Source organism: Chryseobacterium sp. MYb7, from assembly GCF_002979455.1.
Taxonomy (GTDB): Bacteria; Bacteroidota; Bacteroidia; order Flavobacteriales; family Weeksellaceae; genus Chryseobacterium.
Genome location: NZ_PCOU01000006.1, coordinates 180,535 through 198,360, shown reverse-complemented (window position 1 = coordinate 198,360; position 17,826 = coordinate 180,535). Strand labels below are relative to the sequence as shown.

The 17,826-nt window shown below is 34.7% G+C and carries 15 protein-coding genes and 1 tRNA gene; 9 read left to right on the top strand and 7 right to left on the bottom strand.

The window, feature by feature from the left end; all coding sequences use genetic code 11:
- Window positions 1-193 precede the first annotated feature (193 nt).
- Entirely contained in the window at window positions 194-1,630 is a 1,437-nt protein-coding gene (locus tag CQ046_RS07545; protein WP_165790482.1) for a tetratricopeptide repeat protein, read from the bottom strand.
- A gap of 643 nt (window positions 1,631-2,273) precedes the next feature.
- On the opposite strand from CQ046_RS07545, the gene CQ046_RS07540 reads away from it, so the two are divergent.
- The 3 genes from CQ046_RS07540 (at window position 2,274) to CQ046_RS07525 (ending at window position 4,865) form a co-directional block, all read left to right on the top strand.
- Window positions 2,274-3,326 (top strand): hypothetical protein, encoded by a 1,053-nt coding sequence (locus tag CQ046_RS07540; protein ID WP_123906585.1) that lies wholly within the window; start codon window positions 2,274-2,276, stop codon window positions 3,324-3,326.
- A gap of 467 nt (window positions 3,327-3,793) precedes the next feature.
- Window positions 3,794-4,219 carry a transposase gene (locus CQ046_RS07535; protein WP_105701674.1) on the top strand — a complete coding sequence of 142 codons (426 nt, stop codon included), beginning with the start codon at window positions 3,794-3,796 and terminating at the stop codon, window positions 4,217-4,219.
- Between the two features lie 316 nt (window positions 4,220-4,535).
- Window positions 4,536-4,865, top strand: coding sequence for a transposase (locus CQ046_RS07525; RefSeq protein WP_105701673.1), 330 nt, complete (start codon window positions 4,536-4,538; stop codon window positions 4,863-4,865).
- 1,090 nt (window positions 4,866-5,955) lie between these two features.
- Here the strand turns inward: CQ046_RS07525 and CQ046_RS07520 are convergent.
- Window positions 5,956-6,040 (bottom strand) — tRNA-Ser (locus CQ046_RS07520).
- Window positions 6,041-6,324: 284 nt separating this feature from the next.
- Here CQ046_RS07520 and CQ046_RS07515 point away from each other — a divergent pair.
- Window positions 6,325-6,702, top strand: coding sequence for a helix-turn-helix transcriptional regulator (locus CQ046_RS07515; RefSeq protein ID WP_317046999.1), 378 nt, complete (start codon window positions 6,325-6,327; stop codon window positions 6,700-6,702).
- A gap of 312 nt (window positions 6,703-7,014) precedes the next feature.
- On the opposite strand, the gene CQ046_RS07510 is transcribed toward CQ046_RS07515, so the two are convergent.
- The 3 genes from CQ046_RS07510 to holA all read right to left on the bottom strand — a co-directional run bounded on the left by CQ046_RS07510 (window position 7,015) and on the right by holA (window position 10,528).
- Complete coding sequence (locus CQ046_RS07510; protein WP_105701658.1) at window positions 7,015-7,392, bottom strand: VOC family protein; 378 nt, start codon at window positions 7,390-7,392, stop codon at window positions 7,015-7,017.
- A 916-nt stretch (window positions 7,393-8,308) separates the two neighbouring features.
- Entirely contained in the window at window positions 8,309-9,250 is a 942-nt protein-coding gene (gene trxB, locus CQ046_RS07505; protein ID WP_105701657.1) for a thioredoxin-disulfide reductase, read from the bottom strand.
- A 240-nt stretch (window positions 9,251-9,490) separates the two neighbouring features.
- A complete protein-coding gene (gene holA / locus CQ046_RS07500) occupies window positions 9,491-10,528 on the bottom strand; it encodes a DNA polymerase III subunit delta (protein ID WP_105701656.1) in 1,038 nt (345 codons plus the stop codon).
- A 7-nt stretch (window positions 10,529-10,535) separates the two neighbouring features.
- Here holA and CQ046_RS07495 point away from each other — a divergent pair, with 7 nt between their 5' ends.
- The 3 genes from CQ046_RS07495 to CQ046_RS07485 all read left to right on the top strand — a co-directional run bounded on the left by CQ046_RS07495 (window position 10,536) and on the right by CQ046_RS07485 (window position 12,448).
- Complete coding sequence (locus CQ046_RS07495) at window positions 10,536-10,967, top strand: type I restriction enzyme HsdR N-terminal domain-containing protein (RefSeq protein ID WP_105701655.1); 432 nt, start codon at window positions 10,536-10,538, stop codon at window positions 10,965-10,967.
- Between the two features lie 59 nt (window positions 10,968-11,026).
- Window positions 11,027-11,638 carry an HAD family hydrolase gene (locus tag CQ046_RS07490; protein ID WP_105701654.1) on the top strand — a complete coding sequence of 204 codons (612 nt, stop codon included), beginning with the start codon at window positions 11,027-11,029 and terminating at the stop codon, window positions 11,636-11,638.
- Between the two features lie 66 nt (window positions 11,639-11,704).
- Window positions 11,705-12,448, top strand: a complete 744-nt coding sequence (locus tag CQ046_RS07485) for a dienelactone hydrolase family protein (RefSeq protein ID WP_105701653.1) — start codon at window positions 11,705-11,707, stop codon at window positions 12,446-12,448.
- Between the two features lie 60 nt (window positions 12,449-12,508).
- Here CQ046_RS07485 and CQ046_RS07480 read toward each other — a convergent pair whose 3' ends face one another.
- Both CQ046_RS07480 and CQ046_RS07475 read right to left on the bottom strand, forming a co-directional pair.
- Window positions 12,509-12,892 (bottom strand): PEGA domain-containing protein, encoded by a 384-nt coding sequence (locus CQ046_RS07480; protein ID WP_105701652.1) that lies wholly within the window; start codon window positions 12,890-12,892, stop codon window positions 12,509-12,511.
- A 180-nt stretch (window positions 12,893-13,072) separates the two neighbouring features.
- Window positions 13,073-13,960, bottom strand: coding sequence for a T9SS type A sorting domain-containing protein (locus tag CQ046_RS07475; protein WP_165790481.1), 888 nt, complete (start codon window positions 13,958-13,960; stop codon window positions 13,073-13,075).
- Window positions 13,961-14,187: 227 nt separating this feature from the next.
- Between CQ046_RS07475 and CQ046_RS07470 the strand changes: the two genes are divergently transcribed.
- Window positions 14,188-17,067, top strand: a complete 2,880-nt coding sequence (locus CQ046_RS07470; protein ID WP_105701650.1) for a sensor histidine kinase — start codon at window positions 14,188-14,190, stop codon at window positions 17,065-17,067.
- The gene (locus tag CQ046_RS07465) at window positions 17,064-17,819 is read left to right on the top strand and encodes a LytR/AlgR family response regulator transcription factor (protein WP_105701649.1); all 756 of its coding nucleotides are present in this window, start codon (window positions 17,064-17,066) and stop codon (window positions 17,817-17,819) included. Before CQ046_RS07470 ends, CQ046_RS07465 begins: the two co-directional genes overlap by 4 nt.
- The last annotated feature ends 7 nt before the right edge of the window (window positions 17,820-17,826 follow it).

Below are 17,826 nucleotides of genomic sequence, written 5' to 3'. Positions count from 1 at the left end.
TAGAAGAACTATGGCATTTTGGACAATCCATTTTTTTTATTCCAAAAATATAAAATCTATTTTATTTTAACAATACCATAAAAAATTTTGCTCTCTAAAGCACTAAGGAATTAATATTATACCAACCTATGATTTTTATTTGCTGATCTTTATGTTAGTATGTAAATTTAACCAGCTTTTCCTGCATTCCATATCAGATTTTAGTATTTATATTTTTCATCCAGACATAAAGATCTTCATCCGAAGGAATATTTAATTTTTTTCTCAATCTATTTTTCCTGGTTTGTATGGATGAAGGTTGTACAAAAGTATAAGAAGCAATATCCTTAGTTGAAAAATTGAGAAATATTAACGCACAAAATTTTAATTCCGTATTTAGGAGTTGAGGTTCTATCTGTAGTAAATTTTGAAAAAAAATTGGATATACTTCTTGAAATCTTGTGAGAAATTCAGGATTGTTACTTTTTGCCAATTGTACAACCTCTTCAAAAGCGATGTTAAGTTTTTGATTCAGTAACTGTCTTTCTTGTTCTTTTGTACTTAAAATTTTATTTTTCTTGTATAATCTTTTTGCTATGAAAAAAATAAAGAGAATTAAGCCAAAAACTCCAATATATACTCCGTAGAATAAAAATTTATTATTGTCTTTTATTCCCTTTTCTTTTTGAGTTATTAGATGTTTTACCGTACTTTCAAGTGTAGGTTGCTTGGCATTTGCCAAACTATCGCTAATCGAAGTGTATTTTTGGAGATATTCCGTGGCAGATTCTTTGTTTCCCAACTTTGTGTAAACATCTGAAATTAATTTATACAAAGCAATTGCAGCTGCTATATTGGTTTTCTCAGCTAGTTTTAAGGCTTTTTGATAATCATCAATTGCCGATTTATATTCTTTTCTTTTATCATGAATCCTCCCCTTCGTTTCATATAGTTTAAAATTATTATTTCCGAATAATTTTTTTGGACGAGCTTCTGCTATTTTAACATATTTATCTGCTGAATCAATTTTATTCTCTTCGATTTTCACATTGGCTAGTACCAAGTAATACCAAATTAATGATCTCTGTAGCTTGTTACCTGGTGTTTCTGATTTCTCAATAACATTAACAGCATTTTTCATATATAGGGTAGCCAAATCAAACTGTTCTTTTTCTAGATAAACCGCACCAATAACACTGTACGCCTTCGATTTGGCATAGATTCTCAGACTGTCTTCTTTAATTTCATCAGATAATACAACAACTTCCTTAAGTTCTGAAATTGCCTCCTGATAGAGATCTATTACACTATAGTTATAACTATAGAGCATCTTGATATCTACTTGCATATCTATATTATCCTTTGTGTATTTTTCTTTTTTTGCCAGTTCCAGATAGTATAAACTTTTTTTATAATTACCCAAAAGAAAATAGATGTCAGAAAAATTCAAAGCACTTGTTGCGATACCTTTAGAGTAATTGATCTGCTTAGAATCTCTTAGCAAAATAGTATTTTTCTTTATGTACTCATTTGTGTTTCCGGTTTCTTTAACAGCATGTACTTTTTTTATTTCAGACTCAATATACTGCGATGTGATTTTTTGCTGTCCAAGTAAAAAAACAGGAAAAAAGAAAAAAATAATCTTTATCATAATTAATTTTAAATTATTGAAGTCTTTTATAAGCATATTGAATAAATATTTACTAAAGCGAAAAGATTATAAAATCACCTTAAACCTATTAAATTTTGGGCAATATTAAATAATTTAGATACACTTGGCTTTAAAATAGGTGTGACAAAGATATTACCCATAAGATTTTTTATCCGTAATGTAGATTTTATCATCTAAAAAACAACACAAATATAATATTTATTGCATTAAATATTTATATAATGAAATATATATGTAATATCTTCTTTTGCCTTAAATGACATTTTCAGTATCAGCCTATTAAATGGTAATGATAATTATTACGGTGCTTAGGTCTATAAAAAAACACCATACATAAATGTGACAATGGTAGATTTTTATTTTTTTTTAATCTCCAACAACACACTTGCTGAGATTATAGAACTCAATAAATTGTTTTAATATTGATCAAAGAGAGTTAAATACGATATTAGTTTTTTGATTATCAATATGTTGAGCAATGTAACATCTATGTAATACCTATTGTTATTTTTTATTATGTAATATTTGCATCGCACTTTTAACAAATAAAATAGAGGATTATTTTTAAGATTCATAATATTTCAATTAATACATTAAACACATGAGAAAACACATTATTCTTTTGAGCACTCTTTTGATTGGAGGAGTTGCTTACTCACAGGTAGGTATCAATACATCGGAACCAAAAGCTACTTTAGATGTAGTCGGTCAACCAACAGACCTTACCAAACCTGATGGTATCACTGCTCCTCGGCTTACAGGTGAAGAGCTGAAAGCTAAAGACAATTCCTATAATGCAGATCAGAATGGTACTATAGTATTTGTAACAGCATCGGTTGGAACCGCAAGCCTCAAAACGATAAACATTACCGAAAGAGGTTATTACTATTTTGATTCTACTAAAGGTACGGTAGGAGAATGGGTGAAAATTGGAGTGGGTTCAGATTCATCCAACACAACGGCAAACAATGGACTAACGAAAACCGATGACAATATCCAATTGGGTGGCAACTTGATAACTCCTACAACCATTACTACCAGTGATATAAATACCCTTGCTCTTACAGGATTGCAAGATGGAGATGCTGTGGCAGACAGAAATATGGTTGTTGACGCAAATGGCGTCATAAAAGCAGTTAATAAAGCTGATGAAACCTACCGTATGTTTCATGCACAATTAAAAGCGGATCAACAATATACATTTAATACAAGTTCAACTGGACAGGAGCCACTTCCTCTATATTTTGACACTCCTATAATAACATCTTCTCTTTTCAATTATAATACTTCATCTGGTTTTTTGACATTTACCCAACCGGGAAATTATTTGGTTACGCTACAAGCAGGAGTATATAATAAGAGTAAAAATTATGTAATACTAGGTATTCGTAATGGTAATAATTACATAGGGAGGGGTAGCTTTTGGCCATCACAAGCCAACGGCGATCTTCTTTCTTACACTTCTACTCAAAGAATAGGAGACACCTATAGCTATAGCACAGTAATCATAGTTCCTTCAGCAAATTACCAAGTAAGATTTACTTTTATTCAATCCGCAACGACGCCTACTTTAAGTCCATCAAGTGGACCTACGTCCACAGGCGTTATTTTGAAAGATGAAATCGGAACTTCTGGTACTGGAAATGTAACTAATGTAACGGTGCAGAAGATTTAGGTTGTGTAGTGATTTACATTATTAAAGAAATAAAATGAGGAATTGGATGAGAAAGATCATGGAAAAATGACAACACTCCAAGTAATTAATGCATATAAATTCCCCAAAAGCAAATTTACACAAATGTATAGCCGTATAATATTATTTCTTTTGATAACAGAAAACTGTGAAAAGAATAGTTCGGATTCTATTATCTACTTTGCTGGTAGTTCTGTTTTGTCTTTGTACATATAATTCAACATAGATTCAAAAGTGGTAACATCATTTTAATTGCGCTTTCCGATTCTAAATACACAAATGGATCATAAATAATCACATCACAACGCAACCTCGCCATGTAGTGTGTTAATGAAATTTTACATTAAGTAAGTACTTGTAATATTTTAATCACACATCTTGAAGTATTGAAAGCAAAAAGCTAATTGCTATCAGCTACTTACAGATAATAATCATTAAAATTAATTATGATGAATTTCAAAAAAAACCACATCGGATCATTGTTGAAAATTAAAGTTGCAGAAAGCGGGATAGATTTATCCCGCATCTGTAATTTTATCAAATGTGATGAGTCAGATGTTCAAAAAATGTATAATGCAGAAAGTCTGGACACGGAGATTCTTTTGAAATGGAGCAAGTTGCTCGAGTATGATTTCTTTAGGATTTATACCCAGCATTTGATTCTGTACGCTCCTTCCCCGAGAACAGAAACTTTTGATAAACAACAGAAACTTCAAAAATCTGAATTACCTCAATTCCGAAAGAATATTTACACCAAAGAAATCATAGATTTTATTTTGGAGAGAATAAGTACCGGTGAAATGACAAAACTGCAAGTGATTAATGAATATAAAATTCCAAAAACGACCTTGTATAAGTGGATTAGTAAGTATTAAACTAAAAAAAAGAATAATGATATCAGATTTTATCTCCGCACTAGAAAATAAATTATTGGTAATATCAACACCAAACGTTAAAATAGAAGAAATAAAAAAGTGCTTGTTAAATGATAATGTTGATTATCATTCCCTTCAGAAAATAATGGATATTCTGGTTTCGATTCCCTCGATTACGGGCAACGAAGAAATAATAAAATATAGGAATGAGCTTTTTTCTGAGTTTTTAAATTTTTAGTGAAACAAAACACCACAATATAAAAAATGAAAAGTACCTCTCCCAAAGAATAAAAATTTCTCTGAAAGATTTATGAAAATGAGTAAAAAAAAAGAAAATATAATACCTGATTATAAACGTATTTATTTGGATATCATAATAAAAAAATATCCGAATAGAAAAGAGGACTTTCAAGTTATATTCGATAAACCCTCCATGTCAGTACTTGATATCTTAGAACTTAATCGTCAAATTTTCGGAATAGATAATCAACAATTTAATCAAAAACACCGTTCATACAGAAAATCTGATATTTTAAAGATATTAGATTATCAGAGAAAAAATGAGCTAAATAATTCTCAACTAGCTCTTCACTTTAAATTAAGCCGAAACACAGTAGCTAGTTGGAAGAAATTATTTTTGATATAATTATTTAGTTCACGTTTAATGATAAATATTTTATGAGTTACAATATTTGATTTTTAAATCTAAGAAACTCGTCGTGTGTTTTTACAAGCAAAATACATATTAAAATTCTGGAACAAATCGAATTGTTTCCGCAGTCGGAATGATAAATAAGAGGTAAATTCCGATTCTTTTTTTCTTTCAGATAACGCCATTTGTGAGGCATTGAGACGGCCTATTGACTCTAAAGTGGGATATAACGATTTTTCATGAACAAGCATCAGTAATAGACTTAAATAACTGAACCCATCAAGTGTCCTGATGTAGGTGATATCACTTATCCTTAATTATTATGTAGAAAACAAATTAAGACCTTTACTAAATTATGATTTTTTTCAGCTAATAATGGTTCGTATTTCTATTGAGCCCTTGCTTTTTGCACGCTCCAAGCTTGCTGATTATACCCCTATATATTGCATCAAGTATTTTGATGATTACTGAATATTCGTATCTTCTAGGAAACTCTACTAAGAGGACTGCAAACTGTTGTTTGTTTAAGTTTTTTTGTTATTTTAAATTAGCTTCTTGTAAAACTATTTCAGGATAAGACATTTAAATAACTCTTTCTCTTTCTTTACAAAATAGAGGATGAAAAATTGAGAAGCAGAATGAAAAGTAAGATTAGCGTCTATAGTAATGATAAAGAAAATATCGAGTCGCATTATCTATAGTGTAATTTCAAATACAAACCGCCTTTTTAGCCATCCATAAAATAAATAACTCTTTGTTAACCGTAGTTACATAGAGTTTTAAGTACCCCAGGCGGAATTTTTATTTTTAAAGAGAGCACAGAATTCATTTAAGACTCTTTGGTAGAATTCAAGAAGAATGACAACATGTGGTTACGAATGCTTGATACATGGTTTCTGCAGTGATAAAAATATAGAAACATCAAGAATTATGCGGTAGTACACAAAATTACCTTTCTTTCAACGTTAAGAAGAAATCTTTTAATCTTTTTAAAGGGATGAGAAATTTAGTATCATATATTAGCACCGAAAATAGCACCTAAAAATGAAAAACCCTATAAACATTGTGTTTATAGGGTTTTTTGCGGAGAGTGAGGGATTCGAACCCCCGGACCTGTTACAGTCAACAGTTTTCAAGACTGCCGCAATCGACCACTCTGCCAACTCTCCCTAAACTCCGGCTATACCGTTGTTTTCAGTGGTGCAAATATAGAACGATTTTTAATTTCTGCAAAACTTTTCCCACACAAATTTTAACAAAACTTAATAATAGACTAGGAATCAGGGGAATTATTTTTCACTCTTTCGCTAAAGTTTTAATATAAAAATCTAAAACGCCTTTGTTTTGGGGGAATCCTATTATAGAAAGGCGTTTTTACGACAAAACTTACACCTCTATTTACAAACACACACATTTTTCACTACATTTGTAAAAACACAGCTACCCTATGACAATGGAGAAACTAAGAACTATAAGAAAGCAGAAAGGTTATACTCAGCAGCAGATTGCTGATATTCTGGCAACCGATGTCTCCAACTACAGCAGAAAAGAAAGTGGAGACGTTAAAATATTTGATGATGAATGGGAGAAACTGGCAAGAGCTTTAAATGTTTCTGTGGAAGATATTAAAGAGGAAAGAGTTTCTCAAGCGCAGACTCAAAATGCTATCCTTAATGACAGCTCAAGTCTTAATGATAATGCAAGTATTAATTATAATCTTTTTTGCAATGTACCCAATTATCTTTTGGAAAATCAGCAGGAATACATTAACCTTCTGAAAGAGCAGATTAAAGCTTTAAAAGAAGAAAATGCAAAACTAAAAAAGGGATAATCTCTTCTATATAAGAATAAAAAACGGCTTCCAGTGGAGGTCGTTTTTTTATTGTCTATCTCAAAAATTCCGTTTACCCCCTTCCGAAGCCTCTATAGCCCCTTCCATAAGGGTCTGGAGAGGGTTTCATAACTACCTGGAGACCGTTCCAAACTGGCTGGAAGTGATTTTAGATGAGAATTTTCGAAAACCACCCCGTCAAAAATTCTTTGAATTTTCGCCACCCCTCCAAAGGAGGGGAATGATTACGTCTTCAGTTCTAATATATTTAGTAATACGGATTTCAGAAGTTTTCTGGTAAAATCAAGCCGGCTACTCTCCTGCTGGTTCGAACAATTCGATCTTGTTTCCTTCCGGATCAAGGATGTGTACAAACTTTCCGTATTCATAGGTAGCGACCTCATCCAGAACCGTTACCCCTTCTTTCTTTAACTCCTCTACCAAAGTTTCAATATTCTCTACATGGTAATTGATCATGAATTCTTTTGTGGAAGGCTCAAAGTACTGGGTAGAGTCTTTAAAAGGACTCCACAGTGTGTATCCTTTCTTATCAGACTCTTCATCTTTCCAGTCGAATTTGGCACCATATGGACTGGTTGGTAATCCCAGATGGGTTTTGTACCATTCATTTACTTGTTCCGGATCTTTACACTTAAAGAAGATTCCTCCGATAGCGGTTACTCTTTTCATTTTTTATTCGTTTTTATTCAGTTGATAGTTTCTTTGTATGCAAATTCAAATCGTTTTGCAATTTCACAAATATATCAATGTTTTTGTTAGTTGTTTAATGATCTTTCTTGAATTTTTAATAAAAGTTGTTGGAAAAACGCAAAGGCGCTAAGCATATATGAAACTGCTGTAAGGCGCAAAGATTTTATCACCGATAAAATTGATAACGTATACTCTTTGCTGAAAATCTTTGATTTTCTTGCGCCTTAAAACTAGTAGAAAAACCTTTGCGCCCTTGCGATTATCCAACAAAAACATACTGTTGGAGAAACGCAAAGACGCAAGTAGTATTAAAAAAGACTGTTATAAGGCGCAAAGATTTTATCTCCGATAAAATTGATGACGTATACTCTTTGCTGAAAATCTTCGATTTTCCTGCGCCTTAAAAACTTTACATAAAGTAGAAAAACCTTTGCGCCTTTGCGATTACCCAACAAAAAAAATACTGTTGGAGAAACGCAAAGACGCAAGTAGTATTAAAAAAGACTGTTATAAGGCGCAAAGATTTTATCTCCGATAAAATTGATGACGTATACTCTTTGCTGAAAATCTTCGATTTTCCTGCGCCTTAAAAACTTTACATAAAGTAGAAAAACCTTTGCGCCTTTGCGATTACCCAACAAAAAAAATACTGTTGGAGAAACGCAAAGACGCAAGTAGTATTAAAAAAGACTGTTATAAGGCGCAAAGATTTTATCTCCGATAAAATTGATGACGTATACTCTTTGCTGAAAATCTTCGATTTTCCTGCGCCTTAAAAACTTTACATAAAGTAGAAAAACCTTTGCGTCCTTGCGATTACCCAACAATAGGTATATAAGAACAAAAAAGCGCACCCATCGGGTACGCTTTTTTTGTATTGTAAAACTGAATAGGATTAGTGTAATTCAGCTAAATATTTCTCTGCATCCATTGCAGCCATACATCCGCTTCCTGCAGCTGTAATAGCCTGTCTGTAGATATGATCCTGAACATCCCCGGCAGCAAATACTCCTGGAAGATTCGTTCTTGAAGAACCTTTTTCAGTAACAATGTATCCGTTTTCATCAAGATCTACCTGACCAACGAAGATATCTGTATTCGGTTTGTGACCGATTGCAATGAAGATCCCTTCTACATCCACAGTAGATTTTTCCTGAGTTTGGTTATTAATGATTACAGCTCTTTCTACCAGACTGTTTTCTCCTTCAATCCCGATTAATTCATGGTGGAATTTCACTTCAATATTCGGAGTGCTTTCCACTCTGTGAACCATTGCTTTTGAAGCTCTGAAAACGTCTTTTCTTACCAATAAAGTTACTTTTTTACAAAGTTTTGCAAGGTAAGTAGCCTCTTCTGCAGCTGTATCTCCCGCTCCTACTACTACCACGTCTTTTCCTCTGTAGAAGAATCCGTCACATGTAGCACAAGCTGAAACACCACCTCCTGCATATTTTTTCTCGTCATCAAGACCTAAATATTTTGCAGTAGCTCCTGTAGAGATAATGACTGTTTTGGCAAGGATTTCTTTGTTTCCTGCATATAATTTGTGAACACCGCCAACTTCCTTAGAGAACTCAGCTTTAGTGATCATTTCGTAATGAACTTTGGTTTCAAATCTTTCTGCCTGTTTTTGCAGATCCATCATCATTTCAGGACCTGTAATCCCGGCTGGATACCCTGGGAAGTTGTCAACTTCAGTAGTAGTTGTTAATTGTCCGCCCGGCTCCAGACCTGTATACAATTCAGGTTTCAAGTCTGCTCTTGCTGCATAGATAGCAGCGGTGAAGCCAGAAGGCCCAGATCCAACGATCACACAATCTAAAATGTTTTGCTCCATAATTTACTTTGTTCGAAAAGATTTAATTTGAATTAAGACTGCTAATTTCGGAATTTTTAATTTCTCCTTAAAGTTATTTTAATGATACTTGTCAATATCTGATATGTTGAATTTCAATGGTAGGTATTGTTGGGTTCTGAGATTTGGTTCGGTATAAAAAATTAAAACTTTATCCTTTAACCCCTCGAATCACATATCTGCTATCTCGAATCTCGTTACCTCGCAACTCGGCACCACGCCTTACACCTTCATCTTAATCTTATCTACATTGATAATTTTGTATACCAACTCTCTGATCAATTCTGCTTCGCCCATATTCACCGCTCCAAGTCCTTTTCCTTTCATATCGAATTCACGTAGAATAGAAATGACTCTCGTCGCATGTTTTAAGGGATAAAGTCTTGCACTTTCCGCATAGTCTTTGATGAAATAAGGATTTACTCCCATCTGTGACGCAATAGCCTGTGGAGACTGCCCCGCCATAGTCTGATAGATAATAACATTTGAAAAATAATTGTACAGGCTTGCCAGCATCATGACAAAAGGATTATTCTTCGGATTCTTACCCATAAAATGGGCTATTTTAAAGGCAGTATTGGCATTTTTAGTTCCTAAAGCTTTTTGAAGTTCAAAAATATTGTACTCCTTACTGATACCGATGTGGTTTTCAACGATTGTTCCGTCAAGAACATCCCCTTCTTTAAGGATGATTTTTAATTTGTTGAGCTCATTCGCAATTCTTGACAAATCGTTACCCAGATATTCTGCCAGAAGATGAGAAATATTGGGGGCTGCATTGATTTTAAGCTTTGTACACTCATCTGAAATCCATTTGGGAAGATTACTTTCCTTTACAGATTCGCTCAAAAAAAGGGCTTTAGCTTTATCCAAGGCTTTGGCAGCCTTTTTTCTGCTGTCCAGTTTCTTGTGCTTATGAGCAAAAACCAATACGGTAGAAGGAACAGGGTTCTCTACATAAGATTCCAGAATTCTGTTTTCCTCTTCATTAAGTTTTAAATCCTGAGCTTCTTTCACAATAATCACCTGCTTATCTCCCATCATCGGAAACTGTCTTGCCAAAGAAAGAACTTCCTGATAAGACGTGTCTTTTCCGTAAGTAACCGTTTGGTTGAAAGCTTTTTCATCTTCTTCCAAAAAGTTGTGTTCAAGGGCTTTTACAGCGAGATCAATAAAGTAGGCTTCTTCTCCGTGGAAAAAATAAATAGGTAAAACTTCTTTATTTTTAATATTTTTGAGGATTAAATCTAATTCTTTCATCTTATTAATGGAACTTCCAAAACTGAATTTTCAGGAAACTTTTGATTTTAAATTCAAGAAAGACAAAGATAAGTTTTTTATTTATGATTTGGTTCGTAAAACTTATCTTCTGCTCACTCCTGAGGAATGGGTAAGGCAGCACTGGATACATTATTATCTTACTGTAAAATCCTATTCTACATCAGCCTTGATCACCGAAAAAAAAATTGTCCTGAACGGTCTTACCAAACGTATTGACCTTCTGGTTACAGAAAAAACAGAACCCGTAATTCTGATTGAATGTAAAGCTCCTCAAATCAAATTAACAGAAAAAACATTCGAGCAGACCGCCAGATACAACTCCATCATCGGAGCAAGGGAAATCATCCTGACCAATGGACTTCAGCATATCAATGCCTATTATCAGGATGGGCAATATCAGTTTTACAGACCGGAATAAATAAAAGCAGAAATTAAATGTAAAATCACTCTCAGCAGTAATTCACAACAATATTAATTATGAAAATAAAAAACATCATATTCGATTTCGGAGGCGTACTCATGGACTGGAATCCGAGATATTATTTCAAAGATTATTTTAATGATAATGAAAAAATGGAATATTTTCTTGAACATATTGCTCAGGATGAATGGAATATTGAACAGGACAGAGGAAGAAGTCTTGCCGAAGGAACAGAAATTCAGGTGAAAAAATTCCCGGAATGGGAAAAAGAAATCCGCGCTTTCTATGACAACTGGACGGTAATGCTGAAAAGCGATATTCCCCAAAATGTAGAGGTTCTCAGAAAGCTTAAAAATACAGACTATAACCTATTCGGACTGACTAACTGGTCGGAAGAAACCTTTCCTTACGCATTGGAAAACTATGATTTTTTCCAGATCTTCGAAGGCAAAATTGTCGTTTCAGGAACAGAAAAACTAATTAAACCTGATCCTAAAATCTGGCATGTGCTTCTGGAAAGATATAACATCAAGGCTGAGGAATCGGTTTTTATTGATGATAATAAGAAGAATATTGAAATGGCAAAATCGCTGGGATTTACTACCATTCAGGTTTCTCCGGATACAGATTTAACACAAGAATTAAAGAAATTCGGAGTTGAAGTTTAGCGCTTTTTAAATATTTCCTTACCTTTAATACGGTCTTACAATTCACTAATTCACAAACAATTAATTATGATACGTTCCATCTTATTAACCACAATGATTATGGCTTCAGGAACCCTTTTCAGTCAAAAACTAAAAACCGTATCCTATCAGGATGGCGCACAGAAACTGAATGGTCTCATTACCTCCAATGCAGGAAAAAAACTTCCGGGAGTCTTGATTCTTCCAGCCTGGAAAGGTATTGATGAAGAAGCTAAAACAGCTGCCATTGAACTTGAAAAGCAAGGTTATATTGCCTTTATCGCAGATATTTATGGTGAAGGAAAGATTCCGGCTGACAATGAATCTGCCGCTAAAACTTCGGGATATTACAAACAAAATTATCAGGAATATCAGAAAAGAATTTCGCTGGCATTGGAACAGTTGAAAAAAAATGGAGCAATTTCTGACAAAGTAGCTGTTATTGGCTACTGTTTCGGAGGCACCGGAGCATTAGAATCAGCGAGAGGACATCTGCCTGTTGCAGGAGTGGTTTCTATCCATGGAAGTCTTGCCAGAGATCAGAGCCGAAAAAATGAAGCTTTAAGTGCTAAAATCCTTGTTGAAAATCCGGCAGATGATAAAAGCGTTACTCCTGATGATTACAACAACCTCATCAAAGAAATGAACGAAGGAAACGCTGACTGGCAGATTATCACGTATGCTCATTCTAAACATACATTCACCGATCCAAAATCACCGGATTATAATCCAACAATGGCCAAAAGAGCCTGGAACCATACGCTGATGTTCCTGAAAGAACTTTTAAAATAAACATAAAAAAGGCAAATTCAATACTTCTGAATCTGCCTTTTTACTTTTATATTTTTAAGCTTACTCTGGTTTAGCCTGCAGCTCCACATCATATTTTTTTGGAGAATATTTGGTCAAAGATCCTGTAGCAGCATCAATTCCCACTCCTATTGCTCCTCCCAAAATGATATTCAGTAACGTTACGGCATTAAAAGTTTTTGTCAGTTTTACTTCTTTCTTCTCAAATCCCTCTTTTTCAAATGCAATCATCTGCTTACCTAAACCTCTTGGAATCTTAGTAGTACAAGGTGTTGTACATTTTTCTATTCCTTTGTGAAATACTTTTGCTCCTTCAGGATTTGAAGAAAAAGCGATTGAATCCTGAGTTCCGGTAAAAATACTAGCACATGAAGTGGTAGAAAGTGTGATTCCCAGCATGAGTACAATTGATAATTTGTTTTTCATAGATATTAATTAGTTCATTTTTTTAAGTCCGCGAACTTACAAAATAATTCAAAAACAACTGCTATCAATTGGAGTAAATATTTCACAAAACACAGTATCCATAAGGTTTTCAAGGTTATAAATCACAAAAGCGCACTAAAGTGCGCCTTCTCATCAATATTAGTTTTTACCGGTACATATTTATTTTTTTATCAATGGCAATGAACCTGAGCTTCCGTTACTGGAACTCCAGTTGACATAATAGGTTCCTGATAATGAGGTTTGAATATCAATAGGCAGTTTAGCAGCTCCGGCTTCAATATCCGTCTTATATCCATATACCGTTCTTCCTGCAATATCAGCAACCATTACCGTAATGGTTTCTCTTCCTGAAGCAGTATATAATAGTTCTGATAATCCGTTGCTTGGATTTGGATAAAGTTTAGCTTTGTTCTGTTCAGCTGTATTTGATTTACTCATCGTTGAAATCACAGGAGGACATGGCTGACATACATTACAAAGAAATTTAGTACATTGAAGAAGATATTCTGTAGATGCGGTACGGGTAAGAGTTACCCCATATCCATAGCTGTTAGTGGGACCAATATCATAGTATAATCCGCGATCCATATCAGGTGACCAGCAACCTGGAATAATCGTAGTAGAACCTCCAATGGCTGTTGGAACCGGATAGTATTTACTTGTCAGCCCGGGATTAGGAAAATAAACTTTGAAAGTTCGGATTGACGGTGGATATCCCGGAAGTGAAAAAAGTAATGGAAACGTATAGATATGAGGATCAGTTTGGGTTGTTGTAAAAACTTTGGTTTCTGGTGTTGAACCCGACTTGATTTCCAATGATACAGGAGAAGGTACAAATCCAGGCACGTTAGCTCCAACAAACTGTCTGGTTACATTTACTTTTGTACCGGAAACTGGAACAGACGGAACACCAGGATCCGTAATTACTGTTATCTGAGCACTTAAAGCCGTACTGCAAAATAAGGCAGCAAAAAGAAGAAAACCAGCTTTTCTTCCTCTTAAAAATGAGTCTGATGATCGAAAGATCTTAGTTAAAGTTTTTTTCATAAGATAATATTTTTGTGATGGCATTCTTTGATTATCACGGGATGCCATTACCGATAAACAGGTACAAGTTGTCTCTTTTTTAAGGAAAAAAAAAGAACTAATGAGCAAGTGAGCAGGATAAAAACCTAAACGAGTATTTTGATGGTTTCAATGAGAAAAAGAGCTGTAAATATGACACATTCAGGTATTTCTCATTCTGGAGATTTTTCTATATTAGCCTGAAAACTATGTATCATTACCGTCTCATATTATTCCTGCTGTTTCATAGCCTCCTGATGTACAGTCAGAAGCCGCAACTTCGTCACTATAGCTTAAGTGACGGATTACCCAGCAATACGGTATACTCTGTCTATCAGGACAGCAAAGGGTTTATCTGGTTTTGTACAAGCTGGGGAATTTCCAGATTTGACGGGCATCATTTTGAGACCATCACCAGTAATCACGGACTTCCGGACAATGAAACCTTTCAGGCATGGGAAGATTCCTGGCAGCGATTGTGGGTAAGCACCTATAACGGAAGCCCTACCTACATTTATAATGGAAAAGTATATTCTGTACAGAATGATAAGCTGTGCCGCCTCATGGAAAAAAGAGGAATCGATTTTTACGACATTGCTCCAAGATGGGATCTTTATTCTGATCAGCATAAGAAATATATTATAGGTAAAAACAGCATTTCCAATCCCAAAGACAGCACAGCACAATCTCCCCACCTGCATTTTTCTGATCAGGGCAATAATTATTACATTACTTTGAAAAAGATTATAAGGAAAGATAATCCGGGATTGACAACCATTTACACATTTAAGGAAAAAGCTGTAAGAGCCAGTTTTTATCTGAATGGCCATCTGTATGTAAGAAATTTAAAAACACTGTATGACATTGTATTTAAAGGAACTACACCTCTGATTAAAAAAATTGAATTACCCAGCAATATTATCGACCTTACGATAGGTAAAAACAATAAAATATGGTGCTGTACCACAAGTGGAATTCTGGAATACGATCCTGATCGGCCGGCAGGTCAAAATCCATATTATATTGCCATGAAAGACATTGTAAGCTATAGCAGTTTTATAGATAAACAGGGTAATTGCTGGTACCCAACCAATGAAGGTGTCTATATGCAGCCGGCCAATAAAACCTTTATATATACCACAGCTGATGGGCTTATAGATAATAATGTTTTAGCTGTAAAATATTTGCCGGGAGGAAAACTTCTTGCAGGATATAGCAACAGTGCTATTATGATAAGAGACAAAAACAGTTTCAAACCATTATATACGCTGGGTGACGGACAATGGAACAGACTACGGTATTTTTTACCTATTAATAAAGATGCACTTTTTGTCGGAACAGACAGAGGTTTATACCAATGCAGTCTGACCGGAAATCAATACACAAAACTTCTGGAATTTTCTCAAAAATCAGCCTTCATCAGAAATAATACCGTACTGATAAGCTATACCAGTACAGAAAAAAAGAATCATCTTATTTATGACCTTAAAGAAGGAAAATTTAGACTGTTGCCAGTATTGAGTACCAATATAGCCGCCCCGGCAGCGGCCATTGATGCAAAAGGAATCTACTGGCTCGGAACAATACAGGGATTATTTTATTATAATCCGGCTTTAAAAAAATTCATCCAGGATCCTGCTTTAGGCAGAAACCGGATAACATCGCTGAATTTCCTGAAAGGCAGACTTGTTATCAGTACTCATTCTGATGGTATTTTTATTCGTGATGACCAGAAAGTAATTAAGATAAATAAGACCAATGGGCTCATCAGTAATATCTGCGAAAAAGCTTATATAGACGAGAAAGAAAGGCTGTGGATTAATACAGACAAAGGATTATCCAGAGTCACTTTTGATGATCGCATGCACTACTCTATTTACCACTTTTCGGCAGCCGATGGAGTTCCGAGCCACATGATCAATACTATTACATTCGGGGAAGGAAAAGCCTTTCTTGCTACGTCAAATGGGATTATTGTCATCAATCAGGATCAGGTAAGCAGAAGCCAGCCTTACAAAGTGTACTTTCTGAAAGCATCTTTTAAAGACAGTATCGTTTATTATCCTAAAAAAATCAGCCTGAAATACAACCAGAATAATGCTCAAATCTCCTATACCGCTATTTCTTATCTGGATGAGAAGGATATTAAGTATAAATATCTTCTGTCCGGAGCAGAAAATGATACGGTAATCACAGAAGAAAGTACCTTAAATCTGGGAGCTTTAAAGCCCGGCAGCTATCATCTCAACGTCTGGGCTTCCGGAAAAAACAATATCTGGAATAAAACCCCTGCAGTACTTGCTATTGTTGTAAAGCCTCCCTTTTGGGAAGAACTTTGGTTTATGGGAGGAGCATTTCTTTTACTACTGATTTTAATGATCGTCATTTACAGACACCGCGTCAATATTATCCGCAAAAAAGAAGCTGAAAAAACAGAAAGGAAAAAGATGATTGCGGAGCTGGAAATGCAGGCGCTCCGTGCCCAGATCAACCCTCATTTTATCTTCAATGTTCTGAATGCCATTCAGAATTATTATGGCAAAGAAGATGAATTGAACGCTAATTATTATATGGCCGCCTTTTCGGACCTGATACGGAAAACCCTCACCCATTCCAAAGAACACTGGAATACGATTGAGAAAGAAATGGCTATGCTGAAAACATATATCGAGCTGGAGCAGATGCGTTTTAAAAATCATTTCATCTATGATATTTCTGTAGAACCGGGATTGGAGCAGATCAAAATTCCTACCATGCTTCTTCAAACGTATACTGAAAATTCGATCAGCCATGGATTGAGACATTTAAAAACCGGAGGAATTCTAAGGATTTCCTGCAGCCAAAGTGAAAATTCCATTATATGTATTGTGGAAGACAATGGTGTAGGATTTGAAAAAGCCCGTGAATTTGACAGCAGGCCAGATGATTATAAATCCATGGGACTAAAAATTACTGCCGGCAGAATTTCCGCGATTAATGAGCTGTATGGAACCTCTATTTCTACAGAGATTATGGATAAAAGTACTACAAATACGAAAGTACAGGGAACAATTGTGAAAATAACCATCAAAAATATTCCTTTTCTATGAGCAAAATAAAATCTATCGTGGTAGATGATGAACAGGAATCACGTGAAACCCTTCTTCGTTTCTTATCAAAATATTGCCCGGATGTTGAAATAATCGGGGAAGCAGATTCTGTGAATCAGGCTGTGGAAGTCATTAGAGAAACATCTCCAGAACTGGTATTTCTGGATGTCAATATGCCCGTTGAAAATGGTTTTAAACTGTTTGAAAAAATATCGGACATTCATTTTTATACCGTATTCGTTACAGCTTATGATCAGTATGCTGTACAGGCATTTAAACATCATGCGGTAGATTATCTTCTAAAGCCCATTGTGATTCATGAACTGATCATTACAGTAAACAGGGTTGCCAAACTTTTAGAAGATAAAAATAAAATACAGCAATTATCTGCTCTGCTTCAGCATATTAAAAACCCTGTAGAACAGAGCAAAATTGCACTGCCAACCATGGAAGGACTTGTCTATGTATATACCATGGATATTGTACGTCTTCAGGCAGATGATAATTATACGTCCATCTTTTTCAAAGGAGGAAAAAAAATGATGATATCCCATACACTGGCTTATTTTGAAGATACATTAAAAGACCAGGGTTTTGTCCGTATTCATCATCAGCACCTCATCAATCTTCAGCATGTTGAAAAATACATCCGGGGACGGGGTGGTTATATTATTATGAGCGATGAAACTTCTTTACAGGTATCTCAGAGGAAAAAAGATGAGTTTCTCCGGATTATTAAGAGATTAAAATAATAGAAAA

What these genes read in the sequence shown, in the direction of transcription:
- CQ046_RS07475 (WP_165790481.1), bottom strand. Translation starts at nt 13,960, where the DNA reads ATGAAAAAAACTTTAACTAAGATCTTTCGATCATCAGACTCATTTTTA.
- CQ046_RS07525 (WP_105701673.1), top strand. Translation starts at nt 4,536, where the DNA reads ATGAGTAAAAAAAAAGAAAATATAATACCTGATTATAAACGTATTTAT.
- CQ046_RS07535 (WP_105701674.1), top strand. Translation starts at nt 3,794, where the DNA reads ATGAATTTCAAAAAAAACCACATCGGATCATTGTTGAAAATTAAAGTT.
- CQ046_RS07480 (WP_105701652.1), bottom strand. Translation starts at nt 12,892, where the DNA reads ATGAAAAACAAATTATCAATTGTACTCATGCTGGGAATCACACTTTCT.
- CQ046_RS07515 (WP_317046999.1), top strand. Translation starts at nt 6,325, where the DNA reads ATGGAGAAACTAAGAACTATAAGAAAGCAGAAAGGTTATACTCAGCAG.
- CQ046_RS07545 (WP_165790482.1), bottom strand. Translation starts at nt 1,630, where the DNA reads ATGATAAAGATTATTTTTTTCTTTTTTCCTGTTTTTTTACTTGGACAG.
- CQ046_RS07510 (WP_105701658.1), bottom strand. Translation starts at nt 7,392, where the DNA reads ATGAAAAGAGTAACCGCTATCGGAGGAATCTTCTTTAAGTGTAAAGAT.
- CQ046_RS07495 (WP_105701655.1), top strand. Translation starts at nt 10,536, where the DNA reads ATGGAACTTCCAAAACTGAATTTTCAGGAAACTTTTGATTTTAAATTC.
- CQ046_RS07465 (WP_105701649.1), top strand. Translation starts at nt 17,064, where the DNA reads ATGAGCAAAATAAAATCTATCGTGGTAGATGATGAACAGGAATCACGT.
- CQ046_RS07470 (WP_105701650.1), top strand. Translation starts at nt 14,188, where the DNA reads ATGTATCATTACCGTCTCATATTATTCCTGCTGTTTCATAGCCTCCTG.
- trxB (WP_105701657.1), bottom strand. Translation starts at nt 9,250, where the DNA reads ATGGAGCAAAACATTTTAGATTGTGTGATCGTTGGATCTGGGCCTTCT.
- CQ046_RS07490 (WP_105701654.1), top strand. Translation starts at nt 11,027, where the DNA reads ATGAAAATAAAAAACATCATATTCGATTTCGGAGGCGTACTCATGGAC.
- holA (WP_105701656.1), bottom strand. Translation starts at nt 10,528, where the DNA reads ATGAAAGAATTAGATTTAATCCTCAAAAATATTAAAAATAAAGAAGTT.
- CQ046_RS07485 (WP_105701653.1), top strand. Translation starts at nt 11,705, where the DNA reads ATGATACGTTCCATCTTATTAACCACAATGATTATGGCTTCAGGAACC.